We start from the raw sequence: 16,160 nt of genomic DNA on the forward strand, positions 1-16,160 counted from the left end.
CGCGCAGCGTGCGCTACAGCCTCTGGGTCTTTATATTTATTCCCCAAGAAGAGAGGGTTGGTGCTTTGCACCAACCCTCTCTTCTTGGGTTTTAGCGTTTCTTTTTCCCCTTTGCCGCGATCGTTTCAGACTGGGCAATTTCCGCATCTAGTATGGTTTGCCCAGTGGCCGCGAGAAATACATCATCCAAACTAGGACGTGATTGAGACAGACTAAAGACGCTAATATCAACCGCTGCCAACATATTTTGAATTTCGCTAATGGCATTGGCATCGGGGGCGACGAATAAGTTAACGGCATTCCCCTGTGCCGAATTAATTGTAATGCTTTGGACGATGGGGAGCTGTTGCAAAATCTTCTGGGCATGTTCTGCCTCATGACGCTCCGCAAACTCGCGAATCCTGATGGTGATGCGATCGCCACCTACCTTAGCTTTTAATTCGTTAGTCGTACCTTCGGCAATAATTTTGCCCCTATCGATAATGGCAACGCGATCCGCAAGCGCATCAATTTCTTCGAGATAGTGGCTGCTGATCAGTACCGTTACCCCCGATGCGCGTAATTTTCGCAAGAACTCCCAAATTGCGATCCGACTTTGAATGTCCAGCCCCACTGTCGGCTCGTCAAGGACTAATACTGAGGGTTGATGTAATAAACCTGCGGCAAGATCTAAACGCTTTTTCAATCCGCCCGAATAGGTTCCCGATAATTTATCCGCGTAGGGCTCTAACTGTAATAAATCCAACACGCTGTCAATGCGATCGCGAATTTGTCTGGGAGGGATGTGATACAAAGCCGCCTGAAACTCTAATAGTTCTCTTCCTGTCAAAACTTTATCGAGAGCTACCTCCTGCGCCACGTAACCCAATTGGTTGCGAATTGCTCTTACTTCCCTTACCCCAGCAACTTCGATCGAGCCTGAATCTGGCGCAGTCAGGGTACAAAGGCAACGCATCGTTGTCGTTTTACCTGCCCCATTCGGTCCCAGCAGACCATAGATTTGCCCCTGCGTAACATTTAGAGAAATTCCATCTACGGCAATAGTCTCGCCATAAGCTTTCTTGAGGTTTTCAATTCGTACTGCCTGCATGGATTTATCTAAAATATTGATTTCTATCTAAATTATTCTATCTAAATTAGTAGCTCGGCATAAAAAAGACGAAACCAGAGAGCGTACCATCCGCTACGCGGGCGGTACGCTCGTCTAGGTTTTAAGTTTACTTATGCTTAGCTACTTAAATCATTTTAACCGTGACGTTCTTAAAACGGCAATAAAATCTTCAGTTTTTTCCGCGATCGCTACTTAAAAGATTTTTTCAATATTTATGAGGCTCCTTTTTGTTGTTTTAAGGGCAGAGAATATCGTAAACAAGAAAACTATCTTATAAAAGCTCGGCGAGTTCCTATTATTTCGTATGATTATTTCTGTTTTGAATTACTTGAATATCGTACTCCCGATAATTTATTGGGGATCGCGACAAAAGCAAACTTGTTTTCTAAGTTTTTTGGAACGCTTAATACTGTTGAAATCATCAAACTTATCCCATGATGCCGCGATTTTACATGACAGCCCTAAATGATTTGTGAAAGGTTATATCCCTTACTAGCTATGTATCCTGAATGGTAAAGTATTCAATTGATTTAGCGATGTCCAGCTATATATGCATCGAAATGTATTATGTCGAAATGTATTTTTAAGTTAACTTTGATTTCATTCTTGAATATGGTTTTGAATTCAAATCTATTATTTTATTAACGGGGATTTCAAGCGAATTAAATTTACCAGTTTGAGCTACGAGTTTAAGTCAATCCAATAGGTGTATTTGCTAAGTTTAATATAGGGGTAAGAAGAAGATTATGCTAACAATGAATCGTACTTTGGACGAAAAAATTGCCGTTATTGATCGCGTTTATCTGAACGATAGCGATATTTACAATTTAGAGCGTTTTGCTAGTAGCTTTTCTCTACGAGTCAAGACTTACAATCTGCTACGCGATCGCGCTGATGAAATCACAATTCGCGCACTGCAACTCTTGGCACAGCAGTATCCTGAATTGGTTCAAAAACAATTGCAACGCTGCAAATATGACATGTCAAATATGATTCGCTATGCATCACTAGCTATTTTGCGTGATGACGAACTATTCTTCCGTGAAGCTTTGATGGATTGGTTGGCAAATATTATTAATTCCTATCAAATTGCGAAGGAATGTTCTACGGCTTATCGTCTGTTGCAGACCGTGATTGATGAGAGACTACCCGCAGAATGTGCTGCCTTGGTAAAGCCCTATTCCGATATGGCTGTATCCTCGTTGCTCAATACCTAATGCTTAAGTGATGCCAATGCACTAAAGTGTTGGCTCACTTCAGTGTATTAAAAAACAACCCCAGTAAGGTTTTGAGATTTCCACAATGGCGTTGCCATTTTGGAAATTGGTATTAAGATCGGCGTTTCAAGAGAACGTCCTTAATAAAGTTATAAATCTTATAAAGTTATAAAAATTATAGAAATTTGCCTTTAAAACTCAAGGCAATCAGCATTTCTATGTTGCAGTATTCTCACAAGTTTCATTTTTTTTGGAGAAGATGCTATGGATACCTATGCCCCCACCACCGTCGATCGCAAATCTACGGAAATTGAGCGTCAGGCGGCGCTACATAAAATCTATGCCCAAGTGCTAGAGCGTCAGCCCTATGAGTACGAGCGTAGAGAAATTGCCAAGATTGAGAAAGAATTCCTTAAAGGAAAACTAGGCGTTCGACATTTCATTGGCGAATTCATTTTGTCATCGGTCTATCTCAACAATTTTTATGTGGGTTGCTCGAATCTTAAATTTGTAGAATTTAGTTTTAAGCATCTGCTTGGTAGAGCGATCAAAGGACATGAAGAGATTGCCAAGTATATCAATTTGTTGATGATGGAAGGCGTAGCTGCCTTCTTTAACGAAATTCTTGGCTCTGAAGAATATCGCAAAGCCTTTGGAGGGTTCACCATTCCCCATGCGCGGGAGATCAATTTCTACGAGTCACCTCGCAACTACCTGCAAACAAATCTCTTGCAGCATGAACATTTTGGTCAAAGGGGAAAAGTAATTCCTACGATTTACTGGCAAGAACTAAAAATGGACTGCGAAACGGGAACTTGCGTGATGCCAGATGCTAAAATTGAGGAACATCAGATGCATAAATCTGTTAGTGAATCTAAGGCAAAAGTCACCGTTTCTCAGGAGTTAACCGAGGAGATTGAAGAGCTTTTACAGATGCTTCAACACAGTGATGCCAAGCAGATCTTACAGAATATGAACGAGAATCAACGGGAGCTACTTCGTAATTTAGCTAAGTAATCTAGCATGATTAAAAACTAAGGCTCAATAGGTGTTTCGGGGAGGTAAAGAAAGTAGGGAGTCTAGCAAAGCACTGAGCAAAGCTTTACCCCTCCTCTTGGCATTATGAACAAACTCAAAGAAGCTCAAATACAAAGGTAACTTTTCTTGAGAAATCCCACGATGAGGTCGTAACCAAGAGCGTAAAAGCGACCAAAAGCCTTCCATCGTGTTGACATGAACTTCACAAAAACCTTCACCATCTTCATCTCTAGCATATTTGCCTACCCCATGACAAACAGTTTTGTGAGCATAACCCCAATCTTGTAAAGGGTTATAGATGGCATATTCGTCAGTGTAAACCATCGTACCAAGAGCAATTTAGGCTCTAAGAATCAATTTATCCTGAGATATCTCTATATGTCGAATCTTACTGATAACTAGTTTCATGCTGTCTGACCAATCCATAGTTTTATCAAGACGCAAGATCGTATCTATCAAGTCACCACCTAGAGGCTGACTTACTAATGATTGCTTCTTAGGTGAAATCTTTTTCCCATTATGTTCAATTACTTTTTGAGTTGTAAAATAATTTCCATTTTGCTCAAGAAACTCAATTTCATGGATATTACTCAAAAATCCTGTCCAACTAAAGGGAAAAAAGCCAATAGAATATTTATAAATCTTTCCATCACGAATTTCATAGAAGTTAGGTAAAGAAAAAATAAATTCAGTTTCTGAATCGCTTATATTTTTTCCTTTTTTATAAAGAGAATTAATGTCGCTTATATTTTTTCCTTTTTTATAAAGAGAATTAATTTCGTTGGAGTTCAGTTCAACTTGAGCAGAGCGATCAGCTTCTACGGAAAGGATAAAAGTTTCCATCTTTTTGCGTATCAGGCGATATTCTTCCTCAGATGTTTCGTAAACAGGGAAATTTGTATAAATCTTTGGAAGATTATGTCTATCTGTAAGATTCTTTAACAATCTTTGTGAATTGAAGTAGATAAAGACCAAGTAGCCTATTCCAGAAATGACTAAAGTCCATTCTACATAAGCAAAAGCTGGGACTGTATTGGACAAATAGATAAATAAGACTAAGAGTATCAATGGTAGGAAAGTTAGGAATACATCTAAGTATTTCTGAGCTACCTTTGGTTTAGTATCATTAGGCATAAGCACGAATTAAATACTTATATAAAATTCTTCTACCTAAATTATAATAGAAGAATATTGTTAAAATCTAATTTTCTGGTTTCAGCTAGCATAAAAGTTCAATTAATTGGGTAATAGCTGAAAGATAAATTGCTACTAAATAAAAAAATTGGATTTCCAGATCTACTCCTTTGGCACATTATCAAAATGTTTATCCCGTATTTCATAGATTAAGTTAATTGCCCTATTTTTAGTGAAGGAGCGATCACTACTTGGAGAGATGGAGGGCGATCACCTTACTTTAATTTTTGATGAATAGGCGATCGCTGGTTAATAATTTGAATAATGGCGCGATCGCCTTATTTTAATTTTTTGGGAATAGGTGATCGCTGAGATTAATTTTCTAAAGCTATAATTACCTTAGAAACTTTGTGCTAGAAGAGGATTTCTATGTCAATAGTTGTTACCCTTAATCCCAAGTTAGAAGCATTGCTCCATAGTAGAGCCGCAAAACAAGGTCAAGACGTTAATTTTATTGCATCTGAATTATTAGCGAGTATTTTAGACTGGGAAGAAAAAGACTCAGAGGAAGCTCTTAAGGGTATTCAAAAAGGACTAGATGACTTTGAGGCAGGACGACATCGGTCTTTTCAAGACTTTGCTGAAGAACAACGCCATAAGTACAATCTGCCAGCCAATTCATGAACTACCGTATTGAAATCTCAAGTATTGCTGAAGCTGAAGCTGATAAAGCATTTTTACGACTATCGCAAATCTCTTCTCCAACTACAGCAAGTCAATGGTATTCAGGGTTGCTAGAAGCGATCGCATCTTTATCTCAAATGCCTAAGCGTTGTCCATTGGCAAGAGAGAATGATCTCTTTAGCCAAGAACTCCGTCAATTACTGTATGGTCGAGGGCGGAACTCATACCGAGTAATTTTTACTATTTTAGAAGGACAAAATATCTCAACAGTCCGCATTCTTCACATTCGTCATGCATACCAGCAAACAATTGGTGAAGATCCAGAATTAGAGGAAACTTAGGCGCTCGCCTTACTTAAGTTTTTAGAGAATAGGCGATCACTGTTTGGAGATTTGAATGATGGGGCGATCGCATTGTTTTGTTTTTGACGGATAGGCGATCGCTGGTTAGTAATTTGAATGAAGGGGCGATCGCATAATCTGAAAATATATACTTGTGAAGTAAGCAATAAAAACGCGAATCCAATGGCATATAGTAACTTCACGCTGAGACAAGTCGAAAAAGACTTTCATTTGCAAATTGAAGAAAAAATTGACTTGTTTGCCCATGTCACAGCGATCGTCCCTAGTGACGACATTAAAAAGATCCTCGCCGAAAATATACCCCTTGCCCTTGCTATTAACACCGAAAAAGGGCGATCGGAATTTCTGATTGCCCCCACCTTGTTAGAGCTAAGACGGCGTTCTCCAATACCGATTAGTCTATTTTCTGGCACAGAATTTAGCGTTAGTCCCGAACAAGGACTTACAGGTTATTGCGATTATCTAATCAGCCTATCCAAACAACAACTCAGGATTAGTGCCCCAGTAGTTGCGATCGTTGAAGCCAAAAACGAGGATATTAAATCAGGACTTGGGCAATGTATTGCGGAAATGGTCGCGGCTCAATTGTTCAATGAACTAGAAAACAATGATATTGATACCGTTTATGGCATCGTCACCACTGGGGAAATCTGGAAATTTCTGCAAATAACTGAGCAAATTGTAGAGATCGATCTTACGGACTACTACATCACAGATATTGGCAAGATTCTTGGTGTTCTCCTAAGTTTTGTTTCCACTACAACAATTTAAAAATGCTCTCAACTACTTTTAGCTTAGTAATCTTGAAATAAGGCGATCGCTGTTTGGTGAAATGCATGATGGGGCGATCGCGGTATCAGTTGCTGCGATTTTAAGAATTAGCGCTAATGTAGAATTGAGCAGCTTGACGAGCATAGTGATGAACAGAAAGGAAGCACGATGATTGATTTTGCGGTTAATGGGACTTTAATGCGTGGGTTAGAGCTAAACGCCAACTTACTGAAGGTCGGGGCTACATTTGTTAGAGAAGATATCACTGCGCCTATATATAGGCTTTGGTCGATCGCCGATCGCCACCCTGCCATGCTCAGGATGAAGGAAAATGGACGGGCGATCGCTTTAGAAATTTGGTCAATTTCTCCCGCCGCCTTGGGGGAAATCCTATTGTCTGAGCCAGCAGGTTTATCTATTGGTAAAATTCTTTTGTCTGATGGACGAGAAGTTTTAGGGGTTTTAGGGGAACCATTCCTATGTGAAGGGCAGAAGGAAATTACGGAATATGGTGGATGGAGAGCTTATATCAAACATAGTAATGTTTGATATAAACACATAGTTGCCGCCAGTCTTGTTAGGACAAAATTAAAATCCAAAATAGTGTTGCCGCGCGGAGCGCGGCAACACTATTTTGGGCTTTATGCCCTGATCCAGTTGACGGTAGCTATAAATCTCCAAAAGATAAGTGGCGGCGCAAAGCGCCGCCACTTATCTTTTGGAGATTGTTTATTTGATCGGAAGTTTTAGATGGGAAGGATGGTCGGAACCGTAAAAAATTTGTTGCGTTGCTTCGACGAAATCGCTGACTGTGGCTGAAGATGGAATCTTTTGGGTATTAGAATGTCGTTCGATGATCGGAAAAGCCGAACTAGCGATCGCGATGCCAATTCGATGTCCTAGGGCGAAATTCTGACAGGTTGGACGTAGCTGAATGCGATATTCATGGACTGTGTCAGGCTCGACCCACTCAGGCTTAGTCCAAGCCTTGCGGAACTTCGCTCGCAATACACCCATTGATACCAGCATTTGCTTCCCATCGGGATAGATATCTAACAACTTCACTACCCAGTCGGTATCTGGAACGGAAGTAGCAGCATAAAGGATAAATTCGGGAACGCCAGCGATCGCTAAATCTTCCTCTAGGATTTCACTTTGATAAACCAACACATCCCACCGTTGATGCAAGTGACATTGATTGTAAAACCCGTAGGGGGTTGAAGGATTGGGATTGCGCGGATCGTAGACGTAAATATCTGGTAATTGGTGATTGCGATTTGGCGATTGACTTAGTTGTTTTTGGCAAGAAAGATAGAAGTTCTGGGTATGGGAATCCTTGGGGAATTCTGGCAGATCGAGCCAATGGTTTTTTCCCATTAGAAAAAGCTGCACGGGAGCGCGATCGCTAATACCGTTCTCAATGCCCTTGAGCCAGAAATCGAACCAATCTACCTGCAATCGATCGATGTGGGAAACGGCAGCTTCACCAAAATCAATCTCTCCTATCTTGGGCAACCAAGGCAAATGTTGCCAAGGCGCAACTACTAAATGCTGGGGCTTTCGGGTGACCTTTTGGGCGTGATGATAGGTGTTAATTGTTGCTTCGATAAAAATATCCGCCCATCCTCCGATATGTAAGGCGGGTAAATCAAAGCGATCGAAGTAACTGAGCGGATTGAGCTTTTGCCAATAGGGATCGTCAGCCTGTTGGTTGCCGATCCAATCAAAAAAGAAGGAACCAAAATCACCAAATTCTTGATTTTTAAATAGTTCTATCGAGCTTAAGGGAACGCTCTCTAACCACTTTGCCATTTGCTTTTGGGCAGCAAAAAGGAGGGAAGCTTGGGGTTCTTTTTTTAAATACCACGCGCGATTTTGGGCTAATTGCAAAGCCCAGCCTAAATCAAAATCCAAGCAGACCGCACCCCCAAAATAGAACCAACCATGATACAAGTCAGCGGTTGCCATGCTCGGACAGATCGTTACCAATCCTTGCGGTTGCATTACCGCAGCTTGAAATTGGGTTACGCCTTGGTAGGAAAAGCCATACATCCCCACTTTGCCATTACTACCTTCTAATTGATTAGCACACCATTCCACCGTGTCAAATCCATCTTCGTACTCATTTCGCAATGGATAGAACTCACCTTCAGAAGTGCCGCAACCCCTGACATCCTGAATGACCACGATATAGCCTTGGCTGGCATACCAACTGGGATGGGCGTAGGTGCAGGTGGAAGCGATCGCGCGACCGTAGGGCAGGCGCATCAATAGAACGGGTAAAGACATATCGACATTCTTGGGGCGATAAATATCAGCCGTCAAATGAATGCGATCGCGCATGGGGATTTTGACCTGCCGCTGCACATTAACTTGTGAATGGAAAGCAGTTAGTTTCGGGGGCATGGTATATCCTAGTCTTGTTGCCAGTCGGGAAATACTTTCCGAATTTCAATGAGCAGATCGTCTAATTCCTCTAAAGCTTGGATTACATCAATGCTCAAGCTACCTAAATTATCGTTAAGCGACAACTGTACTAATAGTTCGCGTTTGCTAGCGATCGCAACAAATCTTTCTTTGAATTTTTCTTTGAATTTTTCTTTGATGGCTTCTGAATTGGACATATCGAGTTTTTGTAAATTTTCTTAGGCTTTCTTGACAGTCATTTTAGCTCAAAAAAAGATGAGTAGCGGCGCTATGCGCCGCCACTCATCTTTTTTTAATTACCTTGTAGTTGTTCTAACCGAGCCTTGAGAATCTCCTGCTGTTTCAACGATTCTTCCAGTTCGGCGCGGGCTGTGGCGACAACTTCAGGGGGCGCTTTTTTGATATAGCCTTCGTTATTCAACCGTCCTTGACTGGAGGCGATCGCATTTTCTAGCTTTTTGAGCGCACGTTCTAGCTTGGCGACCAATTGCCCGATATCGACTACGCCGACAAGGGAAACGATCGCCTGTACGGTTCCCACCACGCCCGCGATCGCTTCTTCGGTGGCAGATGCATCAACGGAGGCAACGATCACTAAATCTTCCACCTTGGCTAGATCGAGAATGTAGCTTTTGCCTGCTTCCAGCAAAGCCCTTTCGCGATCGCTATCGGATTGTAAGATGACCTTAACCTTGACACTGGGTTTAATCTCCGCTTCAGCACGGAGATTGCGAATGGTACGGATCGTGCCGATTAATAACTGGAACTGCTCTTCTAACTCTGCATCGATCGGTACGGTATCGACTTCAGGATAGAGCTGAATTGCCAAAACGGGGCGATCGCTGGAGGGCTCGCTCGTACCATAGGTGAGTAGCTGCCAAATTTCCTCCGTAACATGGGGCATAAATGGATGTAGTAAGCGCAGGATTCCGTCTAATACAAAAGCAAGGGTTTGCTGCACCGTAGCGCGAGAAGTCGGATCGGCATCTTCTTGCAAACGGGACTTGACTAACTCGATGTACCAATCACAAAAATCACCCCAGAAGAATTCATACAGGCTTCTAGTCGCTTCTCCCATGCTATAGGCATCCAATTGCTCGCGTACTTGTAATACGGTTTGGTGATAGCGCGATAAAATCCAGCGATCGGCTAGTTCTAAATTCTCTTGTATACCTTCAGCGGTATTCAAGCCGCTAAGATTCATCATCACAAATCGTGAGGCATTCCAGAGCTTGTTCGCGAAGTTTCGGGCGGTTTCTACCGTGGTGGATTCATCGGTTTTGCGATTGTAATCAAGACGAATATCTTGACCTGCGCCAGTGACCTCTTTAACCAAAGAGTAGCGAAGGGCATCGACACCATATTTGTCGATCAGAATCAAAGGATCGATACCATTATTCTTGGTCTTAGACATCTTCTGATTGTTCTCATCGCGAACTAGTCCGTGAATGTAGACCGTGTGGAAAGGCATTTTACCCGTAAAATATCCCGCCATCATCGTCATCCGCGCTACCCAGAAAAAGATAATGTCAAACCCCGTTACCAGCACGCTAGTGGGGTAGAAAGTTTGGAAGTCCTGCGTCTGTTCTGGCCAGCCCAAAGTGGAAAATGGCCATAAACCTGAAGAAAACCAAGTATCCAGTACATCGGGATCCTGCTCTAAGGTGATATCTGCGCCAAATTTTTCTTTGGCTTGGGCATAGGCTTCGGCTTCGTTACGGGCAACAAAAATTGTGCCATCGGGAGCATACCAAGCAGGAATCTGATGTCCCCACCATAATTGGCGAGAAATGCACCAATCCTTAAGACGAACCAACCAATCGCGATATACTTTGCCCCAGCGATCGGGCACGAATGTAGGCGAGTTCTGTCGATCGAATTGTTCGAGGGCAAAATCCGATAAGGGCTTAATCTTGACGAACCATTGAATGGACAGCAATGGCTCCACGGGTACTTTGCCACGTTCGGAATGGGGAACGGTATGGGTATAGTCTTCGATTTTTTCTACCAATCCCAACTCATCCAGTTTGGCGACGATGTTCTTCCTTGCTACAAACCGATCTTGTCCTTGAAATTCCCCACCATTTTCATTGATCGAGCCATCTTTGTTAAGAATATTAACGAGGGGGAGATCGTGGCGCTTGCCCATTTCAAAGTCGTTAGGATCGTGGGCAGGGGTGATTTTAACGCAGCCACTTCCGAATTCGCGATCGACATAGGCATCGGCAATAATGGGAATCTCCCGATTCACGATCGGTAACATGATCGTTTTTCCAATCAGAGATTTATAGCGATCGTCCTCAGGATTTACGGCAACGGCGGTATCACCTAACATGGTCTCAGGACGAGTAGTCGCTACCACCAGATGCCCCGAACCATCAGCTAAAGGATAGCGGAAATGCCAGAGATGTCCGTTGACTTCTTTGTTATCGACTTCGAGGTCAGAAACGGCGGATTGGGAAGCAGGACACCAGTTGACGAGGTATTCACCGCGATAAATTAAGCCTGCTTCGTAGAGTTTGACAAAGGATTCTATAACGGCGTGGGATAATCCTTCATCCATGGTGAAACGTTCGCGAGTCCAGTCAGCTGATACTCCTAGGCGGCGCAGTTGCGATACAATCGTGCCCCCCGATTGAGCTTTCCATTCCCAAGCCCGTTCGAGAAACTTTTCGCGACCAATTTCTTGATTGGTTTTTCCTTCTGCCTTGATTTGCTTGTCCAGAATAGTTTGTACGGCAATACTGGCGTGATCGGTTCCAGGTAGCCAGAGGGTATTAAACCCGCGCATCCGATGGTAGCGAATGAGAATATCGATGAGCACTTCTTGAAAAGCATGTCCCATATGCAAGCTGCCCGTAACGTTGGGCGGCGGAATCATAATGCAGTAGGGTTCTTTATCGCTTTGACTAGCTGCCACAAATACGCCACTTTCCTCCCAATATTTTTGCCACTTAGCTTCAGATTCGAGAGGATTATATTGTTTGGGAAGTTCGGTCGTACTCATAGCAGGTTACTTAAAAATGGGGAAACTTAGTTGATGTTTATCTTCAGCTTATATTTTATAGCGTTTCTCCCGATTAGTTCCTTATTTGAGTACATTGATGAGTACATTGAGTAGTTAGGCATAATTAATTACAAACCAAAACCCGTAAAGCTGCGCTCCTACGGGATGCAACTTTACGGGTTTTGGCAATAAGTTTTTGAACACAAATCACGACTCAAAAGATGAGGGGTGGTGCTTTGCACCACTAATTATTCGCTTAATCTTTGTGTCTTAATCGGGAATGGTGATACATAAGAACGGCGATCGCTATAAATAAGAATTAATGCGTTATGTGGCGATAACAATCATTTCGGACTCTTCGCAAAGAACTTGTTAAATTTGGCTTTTAGGGACATTCTATGGTTTTAGTGTCTACACTAATAGTTTTACAAATGGGAGATATGCTTGTTAAATCGTCAGATTTTTAATAATATTTAATCAGGAATTGGCTAGATTTTAGGATAGGGTATATATCGATCTCAGGTGCTTTGTGGGAGCGCACTTAGAAGGGGGACACTTCCACAAAGACAAAAATCTACAAATGATTTAGGATTACTATATGCTTAAGATGCGTTAAACTAACGCTCCAATCCTCAACTCTATAAATTTCATGAGATGTTGGTAATACGGTACTATTGGTAGGAGTAATCACTTTGGAAGTCGCGCAACTGTTAGACTTATATAGACAGGGACATCGTAACTTTTCCAATGTAGACATTAGTAATGGTCTATTGCGTAGTGTCAATCTAATTGGTATTGATTTAAGGGGAGCTACTTTGAACAAGGCTGACTTGAGTAGCGCTAATTTAATTGATGCTAATTTAACTGGAGCTAATTTAATTGAAACAAATCTGAGGGGGGCAATGTTGAGAGGTGCTAATTTTGCCGATGCAGACTTGAGCTGGGCAAATTTAACTTGGTCAAACTCCTCTAATAGCCGATTTGTGCGTTCTAATCTCAGTGTTGCGAATTTTAGTGGAGCGAATTTAATTGAGGCGGATTTTACGGGAGCCATCTTGAAGGGAGCAAATCTTCGGGGCACAAATTTGCGCGGGGCAATGCTGAAAAATCTGCGAACCTGTGCTGATACTGATTTTACGGGGGTTCGTAATTTAGACGAGCGAATGCGTTTATATCTTTGTACGGTTGCTAGCGGTACGCATCCATTTACTAAAAATGACAGCCGCCAAACCTTGGGCTGTCCAATTTAAATCTATAGAGATAGTCGGCGCTTTGCGCCGACTATCTCTACCTCTTTTTTGATGTGGTGGTTAACGTGAGTTCGGGATAATTTGAAACTGGCTTTGAGAAAGGTTTTGCTACGCAAACCCTTTCTCAAAGCCCAAAAGTAAAAGCCTTGCTACGCAAGGCTTTTACTTTTGGGCTTTTAAAATTTGCCAGCTTCACTCGAACTGACCTGTGGTTAGGGCTGCTCGGTAAGTTGGAGTAAATAAGGAAAAGAGGTGTTTTCTTCGTAGGAGCCAATCCACACTTCATAGGTTCCTTCGAGCCAGTCACCACTAATTTCTGGATTGCGATCGCTGGCATCGTCATTGCACCAGACCCCTCCAGGACCGCGCACGAGCATAATCGTATCGCCAGAGCTTTTAACTTGCAGCTTAAGATAGCGAAATGCTCTTGTCAGTGTAATTTTATGATCTGGGGTCGAGTCAATAAACCCAATACATTCACCCGTTTCAGTTGTTTTTCGCTTTGAGATTTTCTGAGTTTCGATCCCACCGCCACTAATGCCGCGCAATTCGATCGTCTTAGGGGAAAAGTTGGGGGCGATCGCAATATCTTCAAACATTTTGACAAAACTAGCCTTTTTGCTGGAGCTAATTTCGGGTTTCTCAGGTTGGACTATGGGGCGCGAAATTTCAATGCTTGTGCCTTGGTTGGTTTGCGATCGCACTGCTGTAGCCACAGCTAAAGTTGCGGCTAAAATTGCGGTAGTTATAGCTGCAAGGGTAATTAGCGATCGGGCTGCAAGTTTTCTCATGACACAAAGGTATGGTTTCTAAGACGTAGATTTTAGCATTTTGCCAAGAAATACCGATCGCGATTTCAGCGTGGGCTTCTACTCTTCAGATATACCAAGCGATCGCAACTTTGCCGTTAACAATTCCACCTGTTTCTGTGCAGCGTCAGCCCTTTGTCTCTCAGTATTTGCCGTTTGACGCTCTATCTCAGCCTGTTCCTCAGGGGTGAGATAGCGATCGCCTTTTTGATCAAACCAGCTTAAAACTTCACGCCCGAAGCGATCGCTTGGCAAGACACAACGTCCAATCCCTAAGCCGATCTCTGGCATCCATAGAGGCTCACCAATCTGTAATTGGTAATCGTCATCAACTAATTTATAAACCTCAAAAGGCAAATGTCCATCGCGCCGCCAGAATTGAGGATTGTAAATTACATAATATTTGATACCTAATTGGCGATAAATCTCTAATTTCTTGCCATATTCATCGCCATAGGTATGGGATACCACTTCTAAGTTCAAAATTGGTGCGGTATATTCCTCTTCCCACATCACATAGCTGCTACGGGATCCACCATTTTTGCGCCGTTCCACTCCCAAGCTCAAAAATCCATCAGGAATTACGGGAACTCTAGGACTTACGCCAGTGGTGTGATAGATACCCATATCCACACCAAAGTACCAATCATCGCGATTTTTCCAAATATATTCCAACAAAAATAATAGTAAGTTAGGTAAAAAATTTTGATCTTCGTTATCCACAGGCGTATCGTCAGAATCGGGTAATTCATCGCTGGTGGGTAGATATTGGCGATCTATCTGTAGCATCGGCTAATCCCAGAAGTATCCTAGCTCTATTTGGATTTTACTATACAAGATCAGAGTGGTGGCGCAAAGCGCCGCTACCCTCACAGCAATTACCGATCAAACCCCAAGAAGAATTTTGAAAGCTTTGCTTAGCAAAGCTTTCAAAATTCTTCTTGGGGTTTGCTTTGATCGCCAAGGGCAGTATCTTGGGTTTGATAGGGTTGTTATACTATTGTATTGCGTTGTGAAAAGAGATTAAGTAAAAACATGGCAGCGATTGGCATCATGACCGCACAGGTGCGTCCCGAACGTGAGATCGGACAAATCCATGTTTATGACGGAACTGGCAAAGGCAAATCACAGGCCGCATTGGGCGTAGTTCTGCGATCGCTAGGCTTGGGTATGTCCGACACATCACCTTTTGGTACGAGAATTTTATTATTACGATTTCTCAAAGGTTCAGAGCGTGAATATGCCGAAGATGCTGCAATTTCCGCTTTGCAGCAAGGATTTCCCCACCTGATCGATCACGTACGCACTGGTCGCGCCGAATTTTTTGATGCGGAGCATGTTACTCCCTTCGATCGCCAAGAAGCCGAACGGGGTTGGGCGATTGCCAAAGGAGCCATGGCTTCGGGACTTTATTCCGTAGTTGTCCTCGATGAAATTAATCCCGTTCTCGATCTGGGTTTAATTCCTGCCGATCGCATTGTTAAAGATTTAAAAAATAAACCTGCCCATCTCGAAGTTATCTGTACAGGACGTGGCGCACCTCAATCCTTAATTGATATCGCCGACCTGCACTCGGAAATGCGATCGCATGATGATGCTCATGCTGAAAAATACGATGTTACGGGGATTGAGATTTATACAGGTGCTGGCAAAGGTAAAAGTACATCAGCCTTAGGTCGATCACTCAAGGCGATCGGTACGGGAATCAGCCGAGACCTATCGCACCGCGTCTTAATCATGCAGTGGCTCAAAGGCGGAACAGGCTATACCGAGGATGCGGCGATCGCTGCGCTCAAGCGTGGTTATCCCCATGTCATCGATCATCAGCGCTGCGGACGGGATGCGATCGTCTGGCGCGGTCAACAGCAAGAAATGGACTGCATCGAAGCTCAACGTGGTTGGGAAATTGCCCAAGCTGCGATCGCTTCAGGACTCTACAAAACGATCATCCTTGACGAGTTAAATCCCACCGTCGATTTAGATTTATTACCTGTGGAGCCGATCTGCCAAGCCTTACTCAAGAAGTCCCGCGATACGGAAGTGATTATTACAGGTCGTTGCCTCAATCAACCAGCCTATTTCGATCTAGCTTCAGTTCATTCAGAAATGGTCTGTCATAAACACTACGCTGAAAAAGGTGTAGATCTCAAACGGGGCGTAGACTTTTAATACCAAAGCTCAAAATGGCTACGCCATTTTGAGCTTTGAAAACCCTTACTGGGTTTGGTGTTTATAGCTGTCGCCAAGTCTAATAGGACATAAACCCCAAGAATTGATTGGCGGCGCAAAGCGCCGCCAATCAATTCTTGGGGTTTGATTTGTCCTAAGTCAAGTGACTGTAGCTATAATT

The 16,160-nt window shown here is 42.9% G+C and carries 16 protein-coding genes and 1 pseudogene; 8 read left to right on the forward strand and 9 right to left on the reverse strand.

The genetic code is table 11. The annotated features are described in order from the left end of the window. Positions 1–91: 91 nt before the first annotated feature. Entirely contained in the window at positions 92–1,090 is a 999-nt protein-coding gene (locus AC805_RS23915) for an ATP-binding cassette domain-containing protein (RefSeq protein ID WP_055077732.1), read from the reverse strand. A gap of 776 nt (positions 1,091–1,866) precedes the next feature. On the opposite strand from AC805_RS23915, the gene AC805_RS23920 reads away from it, so the two are divergent. Further along, positions 1,867–2,328 (forward strand): phycocyanin, encoded by a 462-nt coding sequence (locus AC805_RS23920; protein WP_231664310.1) that lies wholly within the window; start codon positions 1,867–1,869, stop codon positions 2,326–2,328. Positions 2,329–2,592: 264 nt separating this feature from the next. Beyond that, positions 2,593–3,345 (forward strand): phycobilisome rod-core linker polypeptide, encoded by a 753-nt coding sequence (locus AC805_RS23925; protein WP_055077734.1) that lies wholly within the window; start codon positions 2,593–2,595, stop codon positions 3,343–3,345. 24 nt (positions 3,346–3,369) lie between these two features. Here the strand turns inward: AC805_RS23925 and AC805_RS23930 are convergent. Both AC805_RS23930 and AC805_RS26610 read right to left on the reverse strand, forming a co-directional pair. Beyond that, positions 3,370–3,726: pseudogene (locus AC805_RS23930) on the reverse strand (transposase); the annotation flags it as partial. After that, positions 3,706–4,500 carry a hypothetical protein gene (locus AC805_RS26610; protein ID WP_197278836.1) on the reverse strand — a complete coding sequence of 265 codons (795 nt, stop codon included), beginning with the start codon at positions 4,498–4,500 and terminating at the stop codon, positions 3,706–3,708. The gene AC805_RS26610 and the pseudogene AC805_RS23930, both read right to left, overlap by 21 nt. A 429-nt stretch (positions 4,501–4,929) precedes the next feature. Here AC805_RS26610 and AC805_RS23935 point away from each other — a divergent pair, with 429 nt between their 5' ends. Continuing rightward, positions 4,930–5,184 carry a hypothetical protein gene (locus AC805_RS23935; RefSeq protein WP_055077735.1) on the forward strand — a complete coding sequence of 85 codons (255 nt, stop codon included), beginning with the start codon at positions 4,930–4,932 and terminating at the stop codon, positions 5,182–5,184. After that, positions 5,181–5,525, forward strand: a complete 345-nt coding sequence (locus AC805_RS23940; protein ID WP_055077736.1) for a type II toxin-antitoxin system RelE/ParE family toxin — start codon at positions 5,181–5,183, stop codon at positions 5,523–5,525. The genes AC805_RS23935 and AC805_RS23940 overlap by 4 nt, the downstream gene beginning before the upstream one ends. A 13-nt stretch (positions 5,526–5,538) precedes the next feature. Here AC805_RS23940 and AC805_RS25950 read toward each other — a convergent pair whose 3' ends face one another. Next, positions 5,539–5,715 carry a hypothetical protein gene (locus tag AC805_RS25950; RefSeq protein ID WP_156341562.1) on the reverse strand — a complete coding sequence of 59 codons (177 nt, stop codon included), beginning with the start codon at positions 5,713–5,715 and terminating at the stop codon, positions 5,539–5,541. Between AC805_RS25950 and AC805_RS23945 the strand changes: the two genes are divergently transcribed. Next, positions 5,709–6,317 carry a hypothetical protein gene (locus AC805_RS23945; protein WP_055077737.1) on the forward strand — a complete coding sequence of 203 codons (609 nt, stop codon included), beginning with the start codon at positions 5,709–5,711 and terminating at the stop codon, positions 6,315–6,317. The two genes, AC805_RS25950 and AC805_RS23945, sit on opposite strands and share 7 nt — an antisense overlap. Before the next feature lie 168 nt (positions 6,318–6,485). Beyond that, positions 6,486–6,866 (forward strand): hypothetical protein, encoded by a 381-nt coding sequence (locus tag AC805_RS23950; RefSeq protein ID WP_055077738.1) that lies wholly within the window; start codon positions 6,486–6,488, stop codon positions 6,864–6,866. A gap of 180 nt (positions 6,867–7,046) precedes the next feature. Here the strand turns inward: AC805_RS23950 and AC805_RS23955 are convergent, their stop codons facing one another. From AC805_RS23955 to AC805_RS23965, 3 genes are all read right to left on the reverse strand, one after another. Beyond that, the gene (locus AC805_RS23955; protein ID WP_055077739.1) at positions 7,047–8,723 is read right to left on the reverse strand and encodes a CocE/NonD family hydrolase; all 1,677 of its coding nucleotides are present in this window, start codon (positions 8,721–8,723) and stop codon (positions 7,047–7,049) included. 8 nt (positions 8,724–8,731) lie between these two features. Continuing rightward, positions 8,732–8,941 (reverse strand): hypothetical protein, encoded by a 210-nt coding sequence (locus AC805_RS23960; protein WP_055077740.1) that lies wholly within the window; start codon positions 8,939–8,941, stop codon positions 8,732–8,734. Between the two features lie 95 nt (positions 8,942–9,036). Then, the gene (locus AC805_RS23965; protein WP_055077741.1) at positions 9,037–11,751 is read right to left on the reverse strand and encodes a valine--tRNA ligase; all 2,715 of its coding nucleotides are present in this window, start codon (positions 11,749–11,751) and stop codon (positions 9,037–9,039) included. A 692-nt stretch (positions 11,752–12,443) separates the two neighbouring features. On the opposite strand from AC805_RS23965, the gene AC805_RS23970 reads away from it, so the two are divergent. Next, positions 12,444–13,001 (forward strand): pentapeptide repeat-containing protein, encoded by a 558-nt coding sequence (locus AC805_RS23970; RefSeq protein WP_231664320.1) that lies wholly within the window; start codon positions 12,444–12,446, stop codon positions 12,999–13,001. A gap of 212 nt (positions 13,002–13,213) precedes the next feature. Here AC805_RS23970 and AC805_RS23975 read toward each other — a convergent pair whose 3' ends face one another. Continuing rightward, positions 13,214–13,792 carry a hypothetical protein gene (locus tag AC805_RS23975; RefSeq protein WP_055077742.1) on the reverse strand — a complete coding sequence of 193 codons (579 nt, stop codon included), beginning with the start codon at positions 13,790–13,792 and terminating at the stop codon, positions 13,214–13,216. A gap of 78 nt (positions 13,793–13,870) precedes the next feature. Beyond that, on the reverse strand, positions 13,871–14,599 hold the full coding sequence (locus tag AC805_RS23980) for a Uma2 family endonuclease (RefSeq protein WP_055077743.1): 729 nt from the start codon (positions 14,597–14,599) through the stop codon (positions 13,871–13,873). A gap of 246 nt (positions 14,600–14,845) precedes the next feature. On the opposite strand from AC805_RS23980, the gene AC805_RS23985 reads away from it, so the two are divergent. Further along, the gene (locus AC805_RS23985; RefSeq protein ID WP_055077744.1) at positions 14,846–15,979 is read left to right on the forward strand and encodes a cob(I)yrinic acid a,c-diamide adenosyltransferase; all 1,134 of its coding nucleotides are present in this window, start codon (positions 14,846–14,848) and stop codon (positions 15,977–15,979) included. The last annotated feature ends 181 nt before the right edge of the window (positions 15,980–16,160 follow it).

It is taken from the genome of Pseudanabaena sp. 'Roaring Creek' (assembly GCF_001402795.1).
In the GTDB taxonomy this organism is placed as follows: Bacteria; Cyanobacteriota; Cyanobacteriia; order Pseudanabaenales; family Pseudanabaenaceae; genus Pseudanabaena.